This window comes from Streptomyces sp. NPDC057253 (assembly GCF_042669125.1).
Taxonomy (GTDB): Bacteria; Actinomycetota; Actinomycetes; order Streptomycetales; family Streptomycetaceae; genus Streptomyces.
Window position 1 is genome coordinate 1 of record NZ_JBHUXV010000139.1, and the last position, 21,753, is coordinate 21,753.

General features: G+C 68.6%; 15 protein-coding genes and 4 pseudogenes. 13 read left to right on the forward strand and 6 right to left on the reverse strand.

Annotated elements, in window-relative coordinates:
• From ACFULQ_RS42025 to ACFULQ_RS42035, 3 genes and pseudogenes are all read left to right on the forward strand, one after another.
• The coding region (locus tag ACFULQ_RS42025) for an RNA-guided endonuclease InsQ/TnpB family protein (RefSeq protein ID WP_383555047.1) at positions 1 to 604 on the forward strand (604 nt) is incomplete at its 5' end.
• Positions 597 to 1,283 (forward strand): annotated as a pseudogene (locus ACFULQ_RS42030) (alpha/beta hydrolase); the annotation flags it as partial. The gene ACFULQ_RS42025 and the pseudogene ACFULQ_RS42030, both read left to right, overlap by 8 nt.
• Before the next feature lie 400 nt (positions 1,284 to 1,683).
• On the forward strand, positions 1,684 to 2,403 hold the full coding sequence (locus ACFULQ_RS42035) for an alpha/beta fold hydrolase (RefSeq protein WP_383555049.1): 720 nt from the start codon (positions 1,684 to 1,686) through the stop codon (positions 2,401 to 2,403).
• Between the two features lie 386 nt (positions 2,404 to 2,789).
• Here the strand turns inward: ACFULQ_RS42035 and ACFULQ_RS42040 are convergent.
• Together ACFULQ_RS42040 and ACFULQ_RS42045 are read right to left on the reverse strand one after the other, a co-directional pair.
• Positions 2,790 to 3,104, reverse strand: a pseudogene (locus tag ACFULQ_RS42040) (RNA-guided endonuclease TnpB family protein); the annotation flags it as partial.
• A 333-nt stretch (positions 3,105 to 3,437) separates the two neighbouring features.
• A complete protein-coding gene (locus ACFULQ_RS42045; RefSeq protein ID WP_383555051.1) occupies positions 3,438 to 4,472 on the reverse strand; it encodes a LuxR C-terminal-related transcriptional regulator in 1,035 nt (344 codons plus the stop codon).
• 558 nt (positions 4,473 to 5,030) lie between these two features.
• Here ACFULQ_RS42045 and ACFULQ_RS42050 point away from each other — a divergent pair.
• Positions 5,031 to 9,137: a carboxypeptidase regulatory-like domain-containing protein gene (locus ACFULQ_RS42050; RefSeq protein ID WP_383555053.1), complete on the forward strand. Its 4,107-nt coding sequence runs from the start codon at positions 5,031 to 5,033 to the stop codon at positions 9,135 to 9,137.
• 298 nt (positions 9,138 to 9,435) lie between these two features.
• Here ACFULQ_RS42050 and ACFULQ_RS42055 read toward each other — a convergent pair.
• Both ACFULQ_RS42055 and ACFULQ_RS42060 read right to left on the reverse strand, forming a co-directional pair.
• Positions 9,436 to 9,595 (reverse strand): annotated as a pseudogene (locus ACFULQ_RS42055) (IS1380 family transposase); the annotation flags it as partial.
• A 5-nt stretch (positions 9,596 to 9,600) separates the two neighbouring features.
• Entirely contained in the window at positions 9,601 to 9,858 is a 258-nt protein-coding gene (locus ACFULQ_RS42060) for a hypothetical protein (RefSeq protein WP_383555056.1), read from the reverse strand.
• Between the two features lie 262 nt (positions 9,859 to 10,120).
• On the opposite strand from ACFULQ_RS42060, the gene ACFULQ_RS42065 reads away from it, so the two are divergent.
• Positions 10,121 to 12,406, forward strand: a complete 2,286-nt coding sequence (locus ACFULQ_RS42065) for a tetratricopeptide repeat protein (RefSeq protein WP_383555059.1) — start codon at positions 10,121 to 10,123, stop codon at positions 12,404 to 12,406.
• 22 nt (positions 12,407 to 12,428) lie between these two features.
• On the opposite strand, the pseudogene ACFULQ_RS42070 reads toward ACFULQ_RS42065, so the two are convergent.
• Positions 12,429 to 12,542, reverse strand: a pseudogene (locus ACFULQ_RS42070) (IS5/IS1182 family transposase); the annotation flags it as partial.
• A gap of 224 nt (positions 12,543 to 12,766) precedes the next feature.
• Here ACFULQ_RS42070 and ACFULQ_RS42075 point away from each other — a divergent pair.
• The 6 genes from ACFULQ_RS42075 to ACFULQ_RS42100 all read left to right on the forward strand — a co-directional run bounded on the left by ACFULQ_RS42075 (position 12,767) and on the right by ACFULQ_RS42100 (position 18,634).
• Positions 12,767 to 13,090, forward strand: a complete 324-nt coding sequence (locus tag ACFULQ_RS42075) for a putative quinol monooxygenase (protein WP_383555062.1) — start codon at positions 12,767 to 12,769, stop codon at positions 13,088 to 13,090.
• Positions 13,091 to 14,160: 1,070 nt separating this feature from the next.
• Positions 14,161 to 14,781, forward strand: a complete 621-nt coding sequence (locus ACFULQ_RS42080; RefSeq protein WP_383555065.1) for a cysteine hydrolase family protein — start codon at positions 14,161 to 14,163, stop codon at positions 14,779 to 14,781.
• A gap of 121 nt (positions 14,782 to 14,902) precedes the next feature.
• Entirely contained in the window at positions 14,903 to 15,643 is a 741-nt protein-coding gene (locus ACFULQ_RS42085) for a cysteine hydrolase family protein (protein WP_383555067.1), read from the forward strand.
• 162 nt (positions 15,644 to 15,805) lie between these two features.
• Positions 15,806 to 17,527 (forward strand): regulator, encoded by a 1,722-nt coding sequence (locus ACFULQ_RS42090; protein ID WP_383555070.1) that lies wholly within the window; start codon positions 15,806 to 15,808, stop codon positions 17,525 to 17,527.
• A gap of 87 nt (positions 17,528 to 17,614) precedes the next feature.
• Positions 17,615 to 18,031, forward strand: coding sequence for an AtzH-like domain-containing protein (locus ACFULQ_RS42095; RefSeq protein ID WP_383555073.1), 417 nt, complete (start codon positions 17,615 to 17,617; stop codon positions 18,029 to 18,031).
• A 426-nt stretch (positions 18,032 to 18,457) separates the two neighbouring features.
• The gene (locus ACFULQ_RS42100) at positions 18,458 to 18,634 is read left to right on the forward strand and encodes a hypothetical protein (RefSeq protein ID WP_383555076.1); all 177 of its coding nucleotides are present in this window, start codon (positions 18,458 to 18,460) and stop codon (positions 18,632 to 18,634) included.
• A 70-nt stretch (positions 18,635 to 18,704) separates the two neighbouring features.
• Here ACFULQ_RS42100 and ACFULQ_RS42105 read toward each other — a convergent pair whose 3' ends face one another.
• Positions 18,705 to 20,165: an MFS transporter gene (locus tag ACFULQ_RS42105; protein WP_383555078.1), complete on the reverse strand. Its 1,461-nt coding sequence runs from the start codon at positions 20,163 to 20,165 to the stop codon at positions 18,705 to 18,707.
• Positions 20,166 to 20,384: 219 nt separating this feature from the next.
• On the opposite strand from ACFULQ_RS42105, the gene ACFULQ_RS42110 reads away from it, so the two are divergent.
• Entirely contained in the window at positions 20,385 to 21,035 is a 651-nt protein-coding gene (locus ACFULQ_RS42110) for a TetR/AcrR family transcriptional regulator (protein WP_383555084.1), read from the forward strand.
• Positions 21,036 to 21,318: 283 nt separating this feature from the next.
• On the forward strand, positions 21,319 to 21,531 hold the full coding sequence (locus ACFULQ_RS42115) for a hypothetical protein (protein WP_383555081.1): 213 nt from the start codon (positions 21,319 to 21,321) through the stop codon (positions 21,529 to 21,531).
• The last annotated feature ends 222 nt before the right edge of the window (positions 21,532 to 21,753 follow it).

A 21,753-nucleotide genomic window follows, 5' to 3' on the forward strand; every position in this document is an offset into this window, starting at 1 on the left:
ACGTGGCGCCGCCGCGAAGCTCCAAGCCGCACAACGGGCACTCTCCCGTTTCCCTCGCGCCCGCCGCGACAAGCGCACCGGCAACCACCAGCGGGCCGTTGAGAAGGTCGCCGACCTGCACCGCAAGGTCCGGCGTCAGCGCCTGGACCACGCCCATAAGACCGCGCTTGGCCTCGTGCGAAAACACGACTTCATCGCGCACGAAGACCTCAAGATCCGCAACATGGTCAAGGCTCCCGCGCCGAAGCCCAACCCAGACCAGCCTGGCGGCTTCCTGCCGAACGGTGCTGCCGCGAAGGCCGGGCTGAACCACTCGATCTCGGATGCCGGATGGGGGGTGTTCCTGACGATCCTGCACGCCAAGGCTGAAAGCGCCGGACGGGAAGTGATCGCCGTGGACCCCCGCTACACCTCCCGGACCTGCCCCGCATGCGGGCACGTCGACAAGGAGAACCGGCCCACCCAGGAGAAGTTCCACTGCGTCTGGTGCGGCCACCGGGCGCACGCGGACAAGGTGGGCGCCCTGAACGTTCTCCTGGCAGCCCTGGCAACAGCGCTTCGAGGAGCAGGGCTACCCCACCTTCGCGCCCGACTGGCCGGGTGACGCAAGCACCGTCGCTGCAACACGTGCCGCCCCCGGGAGGGTCCTGGATGTCGGCGTCGACGCCGTCACCGACTCCTACGCGCAGGTCGTCGAGAACCTCCCCGACGCCCCGATCGTGGTCGGCCACTCCTTCGGGGGTCTGATCGCGCAGAAGTTGCTGGAACGCGGTCTGGCCGCCGGTGCCGTGTGCATCTCACCCGCTCCGATCAAGGGCGTCCGGGCCGTGCCGTTGAGTCTGCTGCGCTCCAGCTTTCCGGTGCTCAAAAGCCCCGCAAACAAGCAGAAGGCCGTCTCGCTGACGGAGCGCCAGTTCGCCTACTCGTTCGGCAACGCGATCCCGTCGGAGGAGTCCGAGGAGCTGTACCGCGACCTCACGATCCCGTCCCCAGGACGTCCCCTCTTCGAGGCCTCCACCGCGAACTTCCGAAGGAACTCGCCGACCGCGGTCGACACGCGGCGTGGCGATCGAGGGCCCTTGCTGCTGATCGCCGCCGGCAAGGACCACACCGTGCCGGCCGTCGTCGTCCGAGGAACACACCGGCTGTACGCTCGCGGCGGCGCACCGGCCGAGCTCCGCACCTACGAAGACCGCGGCCACAGCGCTCCGTTCGACCACGGCTGGCGCGATCTCGCCGATGACACGCTCACCTGGCTCGACGGTCACGGCCTGAAGCCATGACGCCGTGACGAACGGCCGACTGGACGCGAAGGTCGCAGCCAGGGGTGCCACGACAATTCCACGAACGGCAGGGTCCCGTCGCTCGCCGTCCGGGGAAGGGGCAAGCCGACCTCGGACCCGACGGAGCGCCGGCTTTCGCCACTGACCGCACGCACGCCGAGGTCCACATGCTGCCCGACGGCCACGCCCCGCCGGCCATCGCGCTCGACGAGGCCGTGCCTTCATCCGGGTCCCCGCCCCCTCGACGCGGTTCACAGATCGGTCACTGGCCGTCCACCGCTCCTCTCTAGCGTGGTGAGCGGTCGCAGGGGGCTCCCCCCGAGGAGCAATCGACATCTCGTGTACGCGCCTGAGAGCGCGTTCCCCATACCGCCAACGGCGTTTCGTCAGAGGAGAAACCATGTCCAACACGCCTACCGTCGTCCTGGTCCACGGAGCCTTCGCCGACGCTTCCAGCTACTCCCGCGTCGTCACGGAACTGCTCGCCGACGGCATCCGGGTGCTGGTTCCACCGGTGCCCAACCGCGGTCTCGCCGGCGACGCGGCGTACATCGCTTCCGTCGTCCGGCAGATCGAGGGACCCGTCCTTCTTGTAGGGCACTCCTACGGCGGCGCGGTGATCACCGTCGCCGGCCGTGAGGACAACGTGGTGGGACTGGTGTACCTGGCCGCCTATGTCCTTGACGAGGGTGAGAGCCTCGGGGAACTGCAGGGCCGTTTCCCCGACTCACCTCTCGCCGGGGCCCTGGTCTTCAAGCCCTTCCCCGTCGAGGGCTCCGACGAGCCGGGTACCGATGTCTCGGTGGACATCTCCGCTTTCCCGGAGATCTTCGCCGCCGACGTGGATGGGGCCCTCACTCGCGTCCTGGCCGTCTCCCAGCGACCGCTCGCCGCTGTCGCCTTCGGCGAGCCGGCCCGCACGGCCGCCTGGAAGGACCGGCCCTCCTGGGGAATCGTTGCCTCCTCCGACAAGGCCATCAACCCCGAGGTCCAGCGGTTCGGCTACGAGCGAGCCCAGGCAAAGGTCACTGAGGTCAACTCCTCGCACCTGGTGATGCACGCCCACCCGGCGCAGGTCGTCAGCGTGATCCGCGAGGCCCTCGCCAATGTGACCGCGTAGCAACGCAGTCACCCGACCAAGCGGATCATCGTCGGGAAGTGATGGCGTCACTTCCCGGTCCGGGTCGGGAAGTGACGGCATCACGTCAGGCCGTACCCACCATGCGGACTCACGACGTCATCGCATGGCCACGCTGGTCCGACGCTGACACCGGAAGCTCGATGAGGCCATCCACCCGGTCTGTGGACGATGACGCGGCAGCCTGAAACACGCGGTAGCGCGTCGGGACGACCCAGTCCCGACGCCCCGAACGCGCGGCACAAGCGTCCACTCGGCCGCCGCCCCGTCAGTCGGTCGTTGTCGGGAGCGACGCTTGGAGCAGCATCGCCCCCCGCTCCCCTCCGATTCTGAGACGGGAACGCGCGACCGGACAGATCGCTTCGAACGATGCTGTCCTCGCCGAGCAGGGACGCGAACCAGCGGCCCGCGGCGTCGCGGGACACGCTCACCGTGGTCGGCTCCACACCCTCGGGCAGCGGGCGCGACCAGCGGACGTCCAAAGGCTGCGCCATCTTGCCTAGCGTGAGATGTCCGTCGCGCCAGGTGAAGGCGCTGCGGGTGTACTCGGCAGACGCCCGCGACTTCTTACGGCTCCTGTAGCGCGGATACTTGGCGCGCTTGGCGAAGAAGTGGGCGAACGCCGCCTGAAGGTGGCGCAGCGCCTGCTGGAGCGGGACGGAGGACACCTCGCTCAGGAAGGCCTCTGCTCGTCCGTGCGGTAAAAGGGGTACCTGAACGCCCGCTCAACCTGCTCCGCCGTATCTCACAACCTGTCAGCTCCCGTGTGAACGGCGGGTGTTGGCTGGTGGGCCGGCGGGCGCCGGTCCGCCCTGGCGGCGAACCGGCATCTCCTGCCCTGTTCCGCAGGAACTACGCTTCCTCCCCGGCCTGAAGACCGGCGTATCCACGAAGGAAGACTCCAACGAGGCGACGCACGTGGTGATCGCACACCCGAGCTCTTCAAACGTCGCAGGCTACGCCGCAAGCGGCACCTGGGACGCCCATGGACGGCGGCGCCGACGTGCCGGTCACGCTCACCCCTCCGCATCCCCCAACAAGCCGCGCTCCTGCGCCAGTAGGGCTATCTGGAACCGGGTCCGTGCGCCCAACTGTCTGCCCAGATCGCTGATATGGGTCTGCACGGTCCGGCGGCTGAGTCGCAAGGCGCGTGCGATGGCGTCGTCCTTCATGCCGACGGACATGAGGCGAAGGATGTCCCGCGTCCGACTGTGCAGAGCGCCCTCTTGCCTTTCGGGGCTTGGGGTGTGCGAAGCGGGGCTGCTTTCCAGTGAGAGGGGTACCGCGCGCTCCCATACGCTTTCGAAGAGGGCGGTCAGTACTTCGAGCAGTGTTGAGGAGTGCACCACCAGTGAGCCTGCGGCGGGATCGTCTTTGCGGAGCGGCATGATCGCCGCAATGCGGTCAAAGATGACCAGTTTCATGGGAATTCCGGGCAGTAGCCGCAGCTCCCCTTCCGTGGGGGCGCCCCCGAGAGCTGTTTGCAGGCATCCGTCGTCGGCCATTCCGTCGCTGTCGTACACAGACCGGAGCCGCACACCCGGGCGCACGATGGAACCCGCAGCGGTGGACGTGTCGGTCGGTGTGATCCGCCGGGTCACATACGGCGGTCTCGCGAAGTGCAGCACCTCGTGCCGACTGCTCCTGAGAAGGTGCGTGTAGCGGGCGCCGACCTGTTCATCGCTCTCGACGACCTCGAAGAGATCGGAGGCGATCTGCCGTCCGGGGGTCGTGCGATAGACCTCGTCGAGCTGTTCCGCGTACAGCTCCGCTCTGGCCAACTCCTGTCGTTTACGGGCCAGAAGGGCACCCAGCGAGGAGCGGGGCGGGCCGGCGCTCCAGCGTGTGGGCTGTCCCGCGATGCGTACGGCCAGGAGTTCGGCCTCCAGGGACCGTAACGCGGTCCGGGCCGCGGCGGCTGAGACGCCGGTTTCTGCCGCAACCGCGTCCTCGTCAGCGCCCGGATGGCTGACCAGGTACTCCAGTGCCTGCCGGGCGAGGGGGCCCAGACCGGTGCCTGCCCACAACGCGTCTGAGGAGGACACGTCCATCAGCGACTCCTCGGAAGATCGGAACGAGATGCATGCCGATGCTACGCAAGTGCGCAACTGCGCGCGTTCGCAGGCGATGGATCTTGTTGGGCCGGGCTGCCGAGGCCAGGATGATCAGAGGTCACTGGCGCGGTGACCTCTGTTTCGACGACGTGTCCGGCCCGCCAACCGCAGCGACCGCCCCGGGGTTTGCACCCCGATTTCCGGCAGCCTGTAATCGACGAAGAGCAATTGCCGTTGAATAGGCCCTCGCATTTCTTGAGCGATGGGCCCCCTTGGCATGGGAATTCTTTTCCGACTCCGACCTGACCTCCTTTCGCACAGCGAATCCTTTCGACATGCACATGTAACACATAGGCTATTGTCAAATCCCCTTCGCGGTACGCCAATTGATTGCGGCGAATGTGAACCACCGTCATTCGCCGTCGACCGGGGTCATGTGCAAGCCGACCCCTGCAAAGCGAACCGAGGAGTAACATTTTGCGCACCTCACCGAGAACCGGTTCGGCTTTACGCCGAAGAGCCGCTGCCTGTCTGACCGTGCTCAGCGCCGCCGCAATGACGTTCCTGGGCATACAGATCCCGGCCCACGCGGTGGCGCCGGCCGCTTCATCCGCTTCATCCGCTTCATCGGTCAAGAAGAAGGCCGCCCTCGAACCCTCCTGCTCCACCCCCAAGAAGGGCGAGGCCGCATGCTTCGCCCTGCGCCGCACCGACACCACGGCCCTCAATGGCCTGTTGCCCGCCTCAGCGACCCCCAGCGGCTACGGCGCAGCCGACCTGCAGAGCGCCTACAGCCTTCCGGCCGACGGCGGCGCGGGCCAGACGATCGCGATCGTCGACGCCTATGACGACCCCACCGCCGAAGCCGACCTGGCCGTCTACCGCGAGCAGTACGGGCTGCCCGCCTGCACCACGGCGAACGGCTGCTTCAAGAAGGTCGACCAGCGCGGCGGCACCGACTACCCCGCGCCCGACGCAGGCTGGGCCGGCGAGATCTCCCTCGATCTGGACATGGTCTCCGCGGCCGCGCCGAACGCGCACATCCTGCTCGTCGAGGCGGACCAGCCGAGCTTCGAGGACCTCGGGGCGGCCGTCGACCAGGCCGTCGCACTCGGCGCCAAATACGTCTCCAACTCCTACGGCACCAACTACAGCAGCACCCCGGGCAGCGGCGAACTGCCGGACGAGACGACGTACGACGCCCATTACAACCACCCGGGTGTCGCCGTGGTCGCCTCCTCGGGCGACAGCGACTACGGGGTGGCCTACCCCGCCGTCTCCCCCTACGTGACCTCCATCGGCGGCACCTCACTGGTCCGGGACTCCGGCAGCGCACGCGGCTGGTCCGAGTCGGTCTGGAACCGCGACGGCTTCGGCCCGGGATCCGGCTGCTCCCTCTACGAGCCCAAGCCGGCCTTCCAGACGGACACCGGATGCGACAAGCGCACCGTCGCCGACGTCTCCGCCGTGGCCGACCCGGCCACCGGCGTCGCGGTCTACCAGACCTACGGCGGTGGCGGCTGGCAGGTGTACGGCGGCACCAGCGCCTCCTCCCCCATCATCGCCGGCGCGTACGCGGCCGCCGGAACCCCTGTCGCGGGCACGTACCCCAACTCCTACCCGTACGCCTCCGAGACCGGTCTCAATGACGTGACCACCGGCAACAACGGCACCTGCAGCCCCGCGTATCTGTGCACCGCCGGTGCCGGCTACGACGGCCCGACCGGCCTGGGTACACCCGACGGGCTGGCCGCGTTCCGAAGCGGCCCGCACGGCAAGCTCTCCGGCACCGTCACCGACGCCACTACCGGCAAGCCGGTGGCCGGAGCCACCGTCTCCACCCAGGGCGGCGGCACCGCGCACACCGCTGCCGACGGGACCTACTCGCTCGTGCTGCCGGTCGGCAGCTACGACATCAGCGTCGAAGCGTACGGCTACACCACCGGTACCGCCTCCGGCGTGTCCCTCGGAGACGGCGACGCGCTCACGAAGAACTTCGCCCTCACCCCGGTCCCGACCCGGACGGTCTCCGGCAAGGTCACCGACGGCTCCGGCCACGGCTGGCCGCTCTACGCCAAGATCACCGCGGACGGCGTCCCCGGCGGCCCGGTGTGGACCGACCCGCTCACCGGCGCCTTCGACATGAAGCTGCCCCAGGGCCACGACTACACCCTGCACGTGGCCGGCGCCTTCCCCGGCTACACGTCGCCCACCAAGAAGATCACCGTCGCGGACTCCGACGAGAGTCTGAACATCGCGGTTCCGGTCGACCCGTGGGCGGCCAGCGTGCCCGCCGGCTACTCGGTACGGGACGAAGGCACCACCGAGCCGTTCGACTCGACCGACTCCGTCCCGAAGGGCTGGAAGGTGGTCAACGCCGACGGGACGACCGGCGGCTGGACCTTCGACGACCCGGGCTCACGCTCCAACACCACTGGCGGCGACGGTGGGTTCGCCATCGTCGACAGCGACCACTACGGCGGCGGGGTGCACCAGGACTCACAACTGCTCAGCCCCGTATACGACTTCACCGACGACTCCGCACCCGAGATCGCCTTCGCCAACGACTACTGGGCCAGCGGCGGCCAGAGCGCGGACGTCGACGTGACCACCGACGGCGGCGCGACCTGGACCACGCTCTGGTCCGCAACCGGCACCACCTTCGGCGCGCAGAAGGTCGAGCTCCCGCTGACCGACTACGCCGGCAAGGCATCGGTGCAACTCCGCTTCCACTTCACGGGTTCGTTCGGCTGGTGGTGGAAGGTTGACAACGTTTTCATCGGTGATCGCCACGTCACGCCCCTCCCCGGCGGTCTGCTCACCGGCACCGTGACGGATGCCAACACCTCCACGGGTCTGGTCGGCGCCACCGTGACGAACAAGGACGACAGCAAGCAGAGCACGATCACCCTCGCCACCCCCGACGACCCCGCCCTGGGCGACGGTGTCTACGCCCTGTTCTCCTCCCTCGGCAGCCACGGCTTCACCGCGGCGAAGCCGCACTACACCGGGCTCGACAAGACGGTGAAGGTGCGGGCCGACAGCGCGGTCGGCGCGGACTTCGCGCTCGGCGCCGGGCAGGTGACGCTGGACAAGACCTCCATCACCGCGTCGGTCGGATGGGGCGAGCAGACCACCAAGACCCTCACGGTCAAGAACACCGGCACGGCACCCGCCACCGTCAAACTCGGGGAACAGTCCGGCGGGTTCAGCATCGAGTCCGCGAACGGCGCCCCGCTGAAACTGGTCAAGGGCACCTACACCCCGCTGTCGAGCAAGGCCGCCGCGTCCGCCGCGGGCACGCTCGCCAAGGTGGCTCCGGGAGCCGCCGGTGACGCCTGGCAGGCGGCCCCCGACCTGCCGGTCAAGCTGATGGACAACGCTGTCGCCACCAACGACGGGAAGATCTACTCCGCCTTCGGCTTCAACGGCAGCGCCGACACCAAGGACATGTACGCCCTCGATCCGGTCGCCGGTACCTGGACCAAGCTGGCCCCCGCGGCGGACACCCGGGAGGATCCCGCCCACGGCTTCATCGGCGGCAAGTTCTACGCCGTCGGCGGCTGGGGACCCGGCGGCGACCCCGACTCCAAGTTGGAGATCTACGACCCGGGCAGTGACTCCTGGACCACAGGCGCCGCCTCACCCAAGCCGTACGCGGGCTCCGGCAGCGCCGTGCTCGACGGCAAGCTCTACGTGGTCGGCGGCTGCGGAACGGACACCTGCGGCACCGCGGATGTCACGGTCTACGACCCGGCCGCCGACAGCTGGTCCACACTGGCCGCCTACCCGGAGCAGATCTCCTGGAGTTCCTGCGCCGGCATCGGCGGCAAGCTGTACTGCGCCGGCGGATTCAACGGCACCAGCGAGGTCAAGCACTCCTACGTCTACGACCCCGCCGCCAACGCCTGGTCACAGGTCGCCGACCTGCCCGTCGCCCTCTGGGGCTCCGCGTACACCTCCGCCAACGGCCTGCTCGTCACCGCGGGCGGTGTGACCGGGAACAGCATCACCAACCAGGGCTTCTCCTTCGACCCGAAGGCGGGCACCTGGACCGCCCTGCCCAACGCCGACCGCGCCACCTACCGCGGTGGAGGCGGGCTGGGCTTCTTCAAGGTCGGTGGCGGAGTCGCGCAGGCAACTCCCGCAACAACCGTGGAGGTGCTGCCCGGTTACGACCAGGGAGAGTCGAGCGACGTCAGCTGGTTGAGCGAGAGCGCGGAGCAGCTGACTCTTCAGCCCGGCAAGAGCTCGAAGGTGACGATCACCCTGGACGCCTCCGTGGCCGAGGTGACCCAACCGGGCGTGTTCACCGCCCAGTTGTCCTTCAGCACAGACACCCCGTACTCCGTGCCCAGGCTCCCCGTGGAGATGCACGTCGCCCCGCCCAGCACCTGGGGCAAGATCACCGGGACGGTACTGGGAGTCACCGCCGGCGACGGCACCGCGCCGATCGCGGGAGCCACCGTCCAGATCGACACCTGGGCCACGAGCTACACCCTGACGACGGACGCCACCGGCGGGTACGCCCTCTGGCTCGACGTCCGCAACAACCCGCTCACCGTCATCGCCGCCAAGGACGGCTTCCAGCCGACCGTCGCCACGGTGACGATCAAGAAGAAGTCCACCGTCACCAAGAACTTCACCCTCAAGAGAAAGTAGGCAGGACTATCAGGAAGCCGGGGTGGCACGCTCCCGAAGAGGGCAGGCCCGCCCCGGCCTTCCGGCCCCCGATGTCCAGGTCTGAGCGCTCCAGCAGACTCAGCCTCCAAGTTTCGTGACGGTCCGCCGACGGAGTCGGTGGACCGTTTTCGTGCCGTGGGCTGGAGGCTAGGCGGGCCGAAGACGTGAGTGCCTCGAGAGGAGGACGCCGGATTCCACCCCTCCGGGCGTGGGGATGCTGTCGAAGGGACGGTGGCAGTTGAGTGAGCCGGTCGAGGGTTGCGGTGATGTGACCGGTTCAGGACCAGTGCCGGGCCAGGCGGAGAGTCCGCTGACGGCCGGTGTTCACGAGCTGTCCGGCCGCGTTGAACAGGCGGAGTCGTAGTCGGCGGGGCTCCCAAAGAGCTGGTCGTGCCGGTCAGAGCGAGCATCGGCATCCAGGCCGGCAGGTCGAGAGCGGTGGTCATCGGAGGGCCGCGAGGGCGGTGGCGATGGCGGCGGCGAGCGTGAGGGTGGCGGTGAAGGCGATCGCGGCGCGCGTGAGGGCGGTGGGGTAGCTGGCGCCGTCCAGGCGGGCCAGTTTGCCCGCCCCGGCAGCGGCCAGGAGCGCGATGACAAGGATGAGGGCGATGGTGAGCAGGATGGTGGCGATCACGGGTTCCTCCGCGGTGTGGCCGGCCGGGGCGCCGACGCACATAAACGTCGCGGTTCTGGTGTTCACCGGTGTTCGCTGTGGGCGGTGTTGAACAATGCGGTGCAGTGCTGAACACACCGCGGTGCTGGGACGGCGGGTGGCACGACGCGGGGGCGCGGATATGACGCCTGAAGGGGCTTTGGCGGAGTTGCGGCAGCGGGTGGACCGAGCGAGGGTCACGGCCGGACTCACCAAGAAGATGTTGGCTGAACGCACGGCTCAGGGGCGAGTGAAGGTCTCCCGGACAACGGTGCAGCAGTTCTTTCGTGCCGACGGGCCAACTCCGAGCATGGACACGGTCACCGCGCTCGCGACGGTGCTGAGACTCGACGTCCAGAATCTGCTCGATCTCCGTGATGTGGCTGCGGGCAGCGCGGACGTGGCCAATGAAGCACTGCCGCCCGGGCCTGCGGCTGAAACCGGCGGCAGACTCAGCGGGGTGCTCAGGGACGATCCAGGGCATGAGCCGCGGTTGGTCGGGCCAATCCCTCCAGCCGCGTTCGCTTTCCAACATCGTGCGGAGGCCGACCAGTTGCGGGCCAAGTTGGAGGACGGCGGTACTGCCGTCCTCGAGGGCCGCTCAGCGGGGAGGATCCCGGCGGGGGGTGCGCTCGTTGGTTTGGGGGGTGTCGGCAAGTCCCAGCTCGCCGCCGACTACGCCCGCACAGTGCTCGCCGACGGGACGGTGGATGTGGTGGTGTGGGTGACGGCCACCGAACGGCCCTCAATCATCGACCGCTTCGCGCAAGCCGGCCGTGAGCTCTGCGCGAGTGCGCTGGAGGACCCGAACCAGGCCGCCCGCGCTTTCCTGGCGTTTCTCGCCCCAAAGCGGTCGGCTGCACCACTGCGGTGGCTGGTGGTTCTGGACGACCTCACCCTCCCCCAGGACATGGATGGACTGTGGCCGCCGGCCAGCCCCCAAGGACGCACCTTGGTCACTACTCGCCGCCAGGATGCAGCCCTTACCGGTCCTGGACGAAGCCGCCTCCAGGTTGGTCTGTTCACTCCTGAGCAGGCCGTTGTCTACCTCGCCGAAGCACTTGCCGCGTACGAGCGGCCGGAGCGTGACGAGGACCTTGCAGCACTGGCTGCGGACCTCGGGCATTTGCCGCTCGCCCTGTCACAGGCTGCCGCTTACCTCGCAGATACCGGCAGCAGCGTCGGCGCCTACCGCCAGGCCCTCGCCGACCGGGCGGCCGCACTGCGCGACCTCGCCCCCGACCTGCTGCCTGACCAGCAACCCCACACCGTTGCAGCAACGTGGGCACTGTCCATCGAACACGCCAACACCCTCAAACCCGAAGGCCTCGCACGCCCCCTGCTCCAACTCGCCGCCCACCTCGATCCCTACGGCATCCCCGCCACGGTCCTAACCAACGAGTCCGCCCGCACCTATCTCGCTCACCACCGCGCCTCCCAGTCCAGGAACCAGCTAGCAGCTCAAAGCAGTGCCAAGCCAGCAGCGCAGATTGAACCGGTTTCGGCAACGGAAGCGGAACGAGCAATCAGCGCACTGCGCCGACTCAGCCTCCTCACCTACACCCCCGACACGCCCGCAACCGCCGTACGCGTCCACCAACTCCTCCAGCACGCCGTCCGCGACGTCCTCACCCCCGCGCAACGGCACGAAACCGCCCAGGCTGTAGCCGATTCACTGAGCCGCGCCTGGCCCAAGATCGAACGCGACACCAACCTTGCTCAGGCACTGCGTGCCAACACCGCCGCCCTTGCCCAGTGCGCGGGAGACAGCCTGCATCGAACGAAAGTGCATGGCGTGCTGTACCGCATGGGCAACAGCCTTGGTAAAACCGGTCAGGTCGCTGCCGCCCACGATCACTACCAACGGTTGGCTGAGGCAGCGCGCCGAAACCTCGGTCTGGACCATGAGGACACGCTTGTCGCCCTCGGCAACGTCGCCCTCTGGCAGGGGGAGCGGGGAGATGCAGCTGGAGCCTCACGAGAGTACGCCGACCTGCTGGAACGCATGATCCGGATACTGGGCCCAGACCATACCAACACCCTCACGACCCGGCTCAACCTTGCCAGGTGGCAGGGAGAGGCGGGAGACGCGGCCGGTGCCGCAGCCAGGCTGATCGAGCTGCTGGAACATATGAGACATGTGCTGGGCAACGACCACCCTGACACTCTCGCCACCCGTCACAATCTCGCCAGATGGCGGGGCCGGGCAGGGGATGCCGCGGGCGCTGCGGAAGCACTCGCTGATCTGCTGCCTGACCAGTTGCGAGTGTTGGGCGAAGACCATCCCGACACCCTCAATACCCGGGGGTACCTTGCCTACTGGCGCGGTGCGGCGGGAGATCCGGCCGACGCTGTGGAAGCTTACGCTGCTCTGCTGCCTCACCAACTGCGAGTGTTGGGCGAAGACCATCCTGACACCCTCATCACCCGAGGCAACCTCGCCCAATGGCGGGGACAAGCGGGAGACGCACCCGGCGCCGCGAGCGCCCTGGCTGAATTGTTGGAGCACAAGATACGGGTACTCGGCTTCGACCACCCCCACACGCTCGCTACGAGGGAACTCCTGAGCTACTGGCGGGGGCAGGCAGAACGGTAGACGCGGCGTCCGGGGTCACTCGGAGCAGGGGCGAGTCATGCCCATTGGCTCCCTCGGAGACGATCCCCAGCGGTACGCCGCGGGCGTCGCAGGCGGCGGAACGCTTGAGCCGCTGCTTGCCCCGGTCGGCTGGCGAGCCCGAGCCGTGGGCGAAGCCCACCGTCGCGGGGTCCAGCCGGTCCCGCCACGCCCGCAGCGCGGCACCGAGTTGATCCATGTACACCATCCTCCCGCACGCCCCGCCCCGCTGGGTGGTACGCGCTGTACCACGAAGTCCCGTAGCTCCCGCCGACGTTCCCCGGGGCTCAGTGTCGAGTCGTGAACGGCGCACGATGCTGTTCGCAGTCAGGAGGAGCAAGCATGACCACCACGTCGAACCACTACGTCACCGTGCTGTGGGAAGCCCGCGCCAAATCCGGGAAGGAAGCCGCGATGAAGGCATTCATGACAGCCGCCGTCACCGCATCGCGCTACGACGCGGGCAACATCGACTACGAGGCTCACCAGGTCGAGGGACAACCGGGCGCGTTCGTCGTCTTCGAGCGCTGGGAGAGCCGCGAGGCTCTCAAAGGCCACCTGGAGGCACCCCGCATGCAGGACCTGGTACCCCAACTGCTGGAAATGATGGACGGCAGCATCGAGGACGGGATCCGCATCCTGCAGCCGTTCCGCCCGCCACGGTAGGCCGACCCGGAGCACGGCGGTCGTGATCGTCGTCCTCCGACCCTGAGCGGTTCAGCAAGACGGCAGCGCGGGCACGGCCGTCCTTCGTGATCACTGAGCGTGGAGACACCATGATCACGTGGACCCGTGTCTGCACTGCAGCCTCCCCCCACAAGTTTCGTGACGGTCCGCCGACGGAGTCGGTGGACCGTTTTCGCGCCGCGGGCTGAGGCTGCGTGGGCCAACGACCCCAGTGTCGCCTCGGCATGGCGCCGAATCCCACTGCTCCGGACGTTGGGGTGCTGTCGAAGGGACGGGGATTCCTACGGCCGGTGTGCACGAGCTGTCCGGCCGCGGTGAACAGGCGAGCCAGTCCAGACCGGCGCTGCCGCTGCTGAGCCCGGCCGCATCCACACCGTCGAGACAGCCGTTGAGCAGGTGCGGGCGGTATGGGTCTCCTTCAGCTTGTGTTTGAGGATGCGCACCAGCGCGGACAGGTCGGCCACACCGCTTTCGCCGTGGACCCGTCGCAGCAGCGCCCCTCCACCGAGTTCAACCCCGGTGCACAAGGCAGCAGTTGGAACACCCGCAGCCACGCCCTGTTCGCCGCGGCGAAGTCCGCCAGCGGCTCCGCCTGCGGCTTAGCTTGTCCCGGCAGCACACCAGCAGGACGTCCAACTGCCGGTGAACGCCGCCCGCCACCTTGACCCGGCCCCCGCCCCGGCCGCGCCTCGTCCTCGTAGTGTCCGGCATCCCCAACAGGCCCCGTACTCCCGGGCGATGCGCTCCAGGCCCTTGATCCCCCGGGCGCCTCGCGGCCCTGGCCCCGGGCCCTGCGCCCCCTCGTGGCCGCGTCATTTTTGCGTAACGCGGCGATGGTCTGGCCGAAACTAATTTCCACATAATCACCGTGTACGGAATACCAGAAATATTGCGGCTACTTTCCCATGCACCACTTCACCCTGCTTGGGGGGTCAATGGCTGACAGTAAGACCATAAGTCCGCAAAAACCAACAGCAATCATCGGCCCGGTCACCGCGAAGCCCTACGCATGGCCGTACGACACATCAGTCCCCGCCGACCGTGTCGCCGTGCTCTGCATCGACTGGCAGACGGACTTCTGCGGACCCGGCGGTTACGTGGACACGATGGGATACGACATCTCGCTGACCCGGGCCGGGCTCCCGGCGACGCAGAAGCTGCTCGCGCACGCCCGCGCCACCGGCATGCTCGTCGTCCACACCCGTGAGGGGCATGCCCCCGACCTGGCGGACCTGCCGGCCAACAAGCGCTGGCGGTCCGCGCAGATCGGCGCCGAGATCGGCGCCGCCGGACCGTGCGGCCGCATTCTGGTCCGGGGAGAACCCGGCTGGGAGATCGTGCCCGAAGTGGCCCCGATTCCCGGTGAGGTGATCGTGGACAAGCCGGGCAAGGGAGCGTTCTACGCCACCAACCTCGACCTCGTACTGCGCACCCGGGGCATCACACATCTGGTCCTCACCGGCATCACCACGGACGTGTGCGTCCACACCACCATGCGCGAGGCCAACGACCGCGGCTACGAATGTCTGATCCTCTCCGACTGCACCGGCGCGACGGACCCTTCGAACCATGAAGCCGCGCTGCACATGGTGACCATGCAGGGCGGCGTCTTCGGATGCGTCTCCACCGCCGACGACCTGATCACCGCCACGACTGAGGCCACCTCCTGAGCTGACCCACCGAACGGGCCTCGCACCGCTCGAACAGTCCTGCACATCCGGGCGCACGGTCCGAATCCGCCCGAGCCGACCGCGTCGACTCCCCTTCCCATCGACGAAAGCAGGAACCGCCATGGCAGTTGCGGAATCGCTCAGTGTCGAGGCCGCCCCGTACGCGTTCACCTTCGACCTCGCCGAGACGGCACTCGTCCTCATCGACATGCAGCGGGACTTCCTCGAACCCGGCGGATTCGGCGAGAGCCTGGGCAATGACGTGGAACAACTACGGAAAACCATCGCTCCGCTGCGGGCCGTACTCCACGCCTGCCGCGCCGCGGGCATGGCGGTCATGCACACCCGCGAGGGACACCTGCCGGACCTGTCCGACTGTCCCCCCAGCAAGCTGCTGCGAGGAAACCCCAGCATGCGCATCGGCGACCCGGGCCCCAAGGGCCGGATACTGATCCGCGGTGAGGAGGGCCACGACATCATCGAGGAGCTCTACCCGGTGGCGGGTGAGCCCGTGATCGACAAGCCGGGCAAAGGCGCCTTCTACGCAACCGAGTTCGGTGAGCTGCTCACCGCCCGCGGCATCCGCCGTCTCGTAGTCACCGGCGTCACCACCGAAGTGTGTGTGCACACGACGGTCCGCGAAGCCAACGACCGTGGATTCGAGTGCCTGGTGCTGTCGGACTGCGTCGGCAGTTACTTCCCCCGGTTCCAGCAGGCGGGCCTGGAGATGGTGGCCGCTCAGGGCGGCATCTTCGGCTGGACCGCGGAGTCGGCCGCGTTCCTGGCGGCACTGGCCACCGCGTCGCCCGTCGGCCCCGACGCTCCGGAAACCGCCCGCGAACCGGCGCAACAGCCGCGCTGACAGGCCCTCCAGCGCCCGCTCGCCGCGCCCCGGCGGCCCTGATCGCACCGCCACCTCGACCGCACCGCCATCTCGACGGTGCCCACTGTCCATCAGTGTCCCGTCACCAGGCGTACCCCGCGCCGGAATCCACCGCTCCACCCGACGAAGGGTGATCCCACCATGCTGTCACTCCGCCGCACCGCCCCCGCCGAGACCCGACTCCTGCCCCTCCCGCTGTGGGTACGCGGAGACACCAACGCGTTCTTCGGACTGGCCGTCAACGTCCTGGTGAATGTACTGACGTTGACCGGGCTGTGCCTGGGCGTCGTCAAGATTCCGAGCGACGACGTCTTCCACACCATCCTGCCGGCGCTGGGCATCGCCCTGATCGCGGGCAACATCTACTACGCCTACCTCGGCCGCCGACTCGCACGGCGGGAGGGTCGGCAGGACGTGACCGCGATGCCCTACGGGCCGAGCGTGCCCCACATGTTCATCGTCGTGTTCGTCATCATGCTGCCGATCTACCTCAAGACCAAGGATCCGCTGCTGGCGTGGAAGGCCGGTATCGCCTGGGCCTTCATCATCGGTGTCATCGTCCTCATCGGGGCTTTCGTGGGCCCGTACATACGCCGGTACGCACCCAGGGCCGCCCTGCTCGGCACCCTCGCCGGTATCTCCGTCTCCTTCATCTCCATGCGGCCCGCCGGCCAGATGTGGGACCACCTGTGGATCGCCCTGCCGGTCTTCCTGCTGCTCCTGATCGGCCTCATGACCGATCTGAAGCTGCCCGGCAACATCCCCATCGGACTCGCCGCGCTCCTGGTGGGCACCGCGATCGGCTGGGCCGGCGGAGCGATGGACGGCTCCGCGGTCTCGGCCGCGGCCGACGACATCACCTTCGCCCTCCCCGGCTTCCACCTCGACACGCTGTTCTCCGGTCTCTCGGACGTCGCACCGCTGCTCGCCACCGCCATCCCGTTGGGCGTCTACAACTTCACCGAGGGCATGAGCAACGTCGAGAGCGCCGCTGCCGCCGGTGACAACTACAACCTGCGTTCGGTACTGCTGGCCGACGGCGCGGGCGCCGTCATCGGCTCTGCGCTCGGCTCGCCCTTCCCGCCTGCCGTGTACGTCGGTCACCCCGGGTGGAAGGCGGCCGGCGGGCGCACCGGCTACTCGCTGGCCACCGGTGCGGTCATCGCCCTGATGTGCTTCCTGGGCATGTTCAGCCTGTTGGGTGCGATCTTCCCGGTCGCCGCGATCGTGCCCATCCTGCTGTACATCGGCCTGCTCATCGGGGCCCAGGCCTTCCAGCTGTCACCCAAGGCACACGCCGCGGCCGTCGTCGCCGCACTCGTGCCGAACCTGGCCTCCTGGGCCGTCGGCCAGATTGACAACGCGCTCGCGGCCGCCGGCACCAACGCCTCCAAGGTCGGGGAAGCGGGACTGGAGTCGTCAGGTGTCGTCTACCACGGGCTGATGGTCCTCGGCCAGGGCGCGATCCTGGCGGGCCTGATCCTGGGTGCGCTCGTCGCGTTCGTCATCGACAAACGGTTCGTCCCGGCGGCAGCGGTGGCCCTGTCCGGTGCGGCGCTCTCCTTCATCGGGCTCATCCACGCCCCGAAGATCGACTGGAACGCCAGCGGAGGCGTCAGCCTCGGTTACCTCTTCGCAGCCGTCCTGTGCGCGGCCTTCGCCCTGACCCGGCCGACGCCCCGCGTGCCGGACGCCGAGGAACTGGAACTCGAGCGGCTGCACGGCGGCGGCTCCCCCGTGGTTGCGGCGCCAGAGCCGAAGGACGAGCAGGTACCTGCCCCGGTCCCTGAGACCGCGCCGGCCGGCGTCGGCGTCCTGCCGGACGAGACAGCCGAGCCGGACAAATCGGCGGCCACCGACTGACGTAGCTCAGACAACTGACGACGAAGGCGCGTCCCGTGCAGCCGGGTGACACCTGGCTGCACGGCCGCGCGAGGACGGACCGGACCCATGACGAACGGAGAGCGGATGGATGTGGACCTGCCACAGACGGTCGCCGAAGTGACGGCGGCCTTCGCCGGCTACGAGGAAGCCCTGGTCACCGACGACCACGAAGGCATCACCGGGTACTTCTGGACCTCACCCGACACGGTCCGCTTCGGTATCGCCGACCGGCAGGCCGGGATCGAGGAAATCCGGGACTGGCGACGGCAACAACCGCCGCTCCCCCCGGGCAGAAAACTCTTCGACACCAGAATCAGCACGTTCGGGACCGACTACGCGGTGGTCACCACGCTGTTCGCCTACCCCGGGGGCAACGCCGTCGGCCGCCAGACGCAGTCGTGGACACGCTTCCCCGTAGGCTGGCGCATTGTCAGCGCCCATGTGTCGGAGGTGCCGGACGAGACCTCCCGACCGGGCGCGTGAAGGGCCTTTGCTGCCATGCCGACGAGACAGCCCGCCTGACACCTCCCGGGCACGGTGGCCGGATCGCCCCCGGACCGCATAACCCGACCACTGCTGAGCGACCGCCCACAGCTCTGTACCCGCACCCCCGCCGGTGGCGCGCCCGCGGAAGGAGCCACGGATCCAGGCACGGTCGACGCATGCCGTCACAGCTGGTCCGGGCCCGGCCTACCAACGAGTGGTACACGGCGGAGGCATTGCCGTGCCAGTACGCCAGCAGCACCCAGATCTCCGTCGCCATCTCGATCCGGCCACCGTCGCGCTGCCCGAGGCGGATCGCGTCACCGCGCAGCGCCAGCAGGCGACGCACCGCCGGCGCCCGCAACAACTCCCCCAGCACACCAGCGGCAACACATGCACCTCATCAACCGCTGACTGGCCGACGAGGTGGTCAACAACGTCGGCATCAAGGTCGTCAGAGGCCCCTCCAACGGACGGGCCAAGATCATGAAACTCGGCCCGGACGGGACCTTTCCCACCCTGTTCGGCACCTCACGCGGCCAGGCAGGACCCGACCACCATCTCTACAAAGCCGCCCGCTCCACCGACGCCCCAGCAGGCTGAATCCACGCACTCCGCTTGACCAAGGAGCCAGGTGCGCCCCCGCTCGCCCGACGCCCCCGGCTCCGCCTGCTCAGGGAGACTCCTCGACCGCGTGGGAGTCGGTCAGGGTGAGTGCGCCGCCTGCCGCGATCAGACCGACGACCACCGCGAGTACGCCGTAGATGATCCGCTCGCCATGGAAGAAGGACTGCACGAGGTCGCCGTTCCAGATGCCGGCGGGCAGCTGAGTGGTGACCAATGCCGCGATGAGGGTTCCGGTAACGGCGGTGCCGACGCTGGTGCCGACCTCCTGGGCGGTGTCGTTGAGCGCCGCGGCGATCGAGGTGCGGTTGTCCGGCATCGCGTCGACCAGGGCAATGGCACAGATGGTCATGACGGTGCGCAGTCCGATGGTCATCACGACCATGGCGGCGGCGATGGCGGCGTACCCGTGCTCGACGCCCCAGGCGAGCCCGGCGAGGGCGCCGGCCAGGCAGGCCGCGCCGACCAGACAGGCGACGCGGTGGCCGAACTTCTTGGCGAGCCCTTCCGACAGGGGGGTCGCGACGATCATCGTCACGATGAGCGGCAGGTTCGCCAGGCCGGCCCGCACCGGGCTCCATCCGTAGGCGTACTGGAAGTGGAGGATGAGCCCGAACATCACGCCGGCCATCGCGATGGACGTTCCGATCTGGGCGATGGCGGCGCCGCGGACGGTCCCGCTGGAGAAGACGGCGAGGTCCAGCATGGGTGCTGCGCTGCGGCGCTCGTGACCCACGAACCCGATACCGGCGGCCACCGCGCCGACGATCAAGGCGAGCGTGACGGTGGAGAGCCAGCCGTGCTCGACGCCGCTGGTCAGCGCGTAGCAAGCGAGGCCGATGGTGAGGACGCTCAGGACGGCACCCGGCAGGTCGAGCCTGTCGTTCGTCAGGTCCTGAGGACGGTCGGCGGCGACCCCGAGCCGCACCCCGATGCCGGCGATCAGCGCGATGGGCGCGTTGATCAGCAGGAGCCACTGCCAGCTCACGTGGGCCAGCGCCGTGCCGCCCAGCAGCGGGCCGAGCACGAATCCGGACATGCCGACGACGATCATCAGGGTCATCGCGCGCATCCGCAACGCCTGCTCGTCGAACAGTCTGAAGACGAGCGAGTTGGTGATGGGCGCCATGGCGGCAGCGGCCACGCCGAGCCCGGCGCGCAGTGCTATGAGCTGCCCGGCGGAGTCGACGGCTATGACGGCCAGGCTCAGCAGGCCGAACACGGCGAGGCCGATCAGCAACACGCGTCGGCGTCCGAGGCGGTCGGCCAGGGATCCCGCCGTGAGCAGGAGGCCTCCGAACGTGAGCGAGTAGGCACCGGTGACCCACTGCAGGGCGGTGGTGCCGCCGCCGAGGTCGCGGCCGATGGTCGGCAGCGCGATCGACAGCAGGGTGTTGTCCACCATCTCGACGAAGAAGGCCAGGCAGAGTGCGGTCAGCGGGATCCAGGCCGCACGCAGGGATGAGTAGGTACGGGTTGAAGCGGGCTCGGCTGTGGTGGTCGCGGTCATGGCCGGCCTCCTCTCGGGACGTCGCCGGTCGTCGAGGACGCATACGGCGCTAGAACGGGATTCGATAAAAGAACGTCGTTCCATGCTGGAACGGTGTTCGATCGTAGAACACCGTTCGATGGAAGGGCAAGCTTGTGGTTGGATGGCTGCATGCCACGCCCGCGACCACGCACCTCCACCGAGACCTCCCCCCGAGGCCGCCAACGTGCCTCGCACTCCATGGAGGCGGTCCTCAGCGCGGCAGTGGCGCTACTCGACGAGGCGGGCCAGTCGGCCCTGACCTTCCGCGCCCTCGCGACCCGGCTCGGCACGGGCGTCGGGACCATCTACTGGTACGTCTCCAGCAAGGACGAGCTGTTCGACCGCGCCACCGACCACGTGATCGGCGGCATCCTGACCGCCGTCGAGGAGCAGCCGCAGAGCGACGACCCGATCGCCGACCTGCGGGAGATGGCCATCACCCTCTTCGACGCGATGATCGACCGGCCGTGGCTGTCGGCCTACTTCATGCGCAACACCGACGTCCAGGGCCACTCACTACGGCTGTACGAGAAACTCGGCCAGCAGACCCTGCGCCTCGACCTCACACCGCAGCAGCGCTTCCACGCCGTCTCAGCGATCGTCGGCGTCGTGGTCGGCACAGCCGCCGACCTGGGCGCGGAACCCCCGCAGGAAGTGCTGGACGGCACAGTGAACCGCGTGGAGTTCCTCAGCCGCTACGCCGAGTCCTGGCGGAAGCTCGATCCCGCACAGTTCCCGTTCATGCACGAGATCGTCGACGAGTTCGCCGAGCACGACGACCGGGACCAGTTCCTGGCCGCACTGGAACTGACCCTGGCGGGCCTGCGCCTCCAGGCAGGAACCCCCTGACGCCCGTTGACACCAGCCGATGTTGTCGCCGACGCCGGCGGGAACCAGGTGCACGACACTTCCGGAACCCGGGCAGGCCGGTCTGAGCGGTGCCGGCGGTGTCGCTGACGGCGATGTCGTCGATGTTGATGTCGCCGGTCGTCGACGCCGTCTGGCACCCGGCCCCGACTCGGGAGAAGCCGCCTGCATGGCTGACCTCCGCCCCAGCCCCGAGCAGCATCGGCCTACGAGCGCCACTCTTGTCCCGCGTGCGCGCCGACGCCCCGGGGCGCACGCTGATGCCATGGCCTCCCCTCAGCCCGTGGTGATCTACCCTCCCGGATCGGACGGCGGCCGCCGCGTACGCGTGGACGATCGGTTTGTCGGGCTGGCGTACGGGGTGCTCGATGTCGTCGAGTTCCTGCGCGGCGCGGGTCTGGAGGACGTCGACGAGGTGTGGGTGCAGCAGTCGGCACGGATCGAGTGGCGCGGCGGGAGCCCAGGGAGGTGGGCATGACCGCACGCGCGGGAGATGACTCTCCGGGTTCCCGGATCTGGGCGACGCGGTATCCGTTTCCACGCACGGTCGCGGCGACCCAGTGACCGTCGTGGTCCCAGCGGATCGCCGCGGCCGCGCCGGGGCGTCGGTCGGACTCGCTGAGCGGTGCGTCCGCGGCGCACAGTTCTGGCAGCTGAGCCGGCGCCTCGGGCTCGACGTTCACGGCAGGACGTGCTGCGG

Coding starts and splice junctions, on each gene's coding strand:
- ACFULQ_RS42105 (WP_383555078.1), bottom strand. CDS start 20,165: ATGACCGCGACCACCACAGCCGAGCCCGCTTCAACCCGTACCTACTCA.
- ACFULQ_RS42050 (WP_383555053.1), top strand. CDS start 5,031: ATGACGTTCCTGGGCATACAGATCCCGGCCCACGCGGTGGCGCCGGCC.
- ACFULQ_RS42090 (WP_383555070.1), top strand. CDS start 15,806: ATGCTGTCACTCCGCCGCACCGCCCCCGCCGAGACCCGACTCCTGCCC.
- ACFULQ_RS42035 (WP_383555049.1), top strand. CDS start 1,684: ATGTCCAACACGCCTACCGTCGTCCTGGTCCACGGAGCCTTCGCCGAC.
- ACFULQ_RS42095 (WP_383555073.1), top strand. CDS start 17,615: ATGACGAACGGAGAGCGGATGGATGTGGACCTGCCACAGACGGTCGCC.
- ACFULQ_RS42085 (WP_383555067.1), top strand. CDS start 14,903: ATGGCAGTTGCGGAATCGCTCAGTGTCGAGGCCGCCCCGTACGCGTTC.
- ACFULQ_RS42110 (WP_383555084.1), top strand. CDS start 20,385: ATGGAGGCGGTCCTCAGCGCGGCAGTGGCGCTACTCGACGAGGCGGGC.
- ACFULQ_RS42065 (WP_383555059.1), top strand. CDS start 10,121: ATGGACACGGTCACCGCGCTCGCGACGGTGCTGAGACTCGACGTCCAG.
- ACFULQ_RS42045 (WP_383555051.1), bottom strand. CDS start 4,472: ATGGACGTGTCCTCCTCAGACGCGTTGTGGGCAGGCACCGGTCTGGGC.
- ACFULQ_RS42075 (WP_383555062.1), top strand. CDS start 12,767: ATGACCACCACGTCGAACCACTACGTCACCGTGCTGTGGGAAGCCCGC.
- ACFULQ_RS42115 (WP_383555081.1), top strand. CDS start 21,319: ATGGCCTCCCCTCAGCCCGTGGTGATCTACCCTCCCGGATCGGACGGC.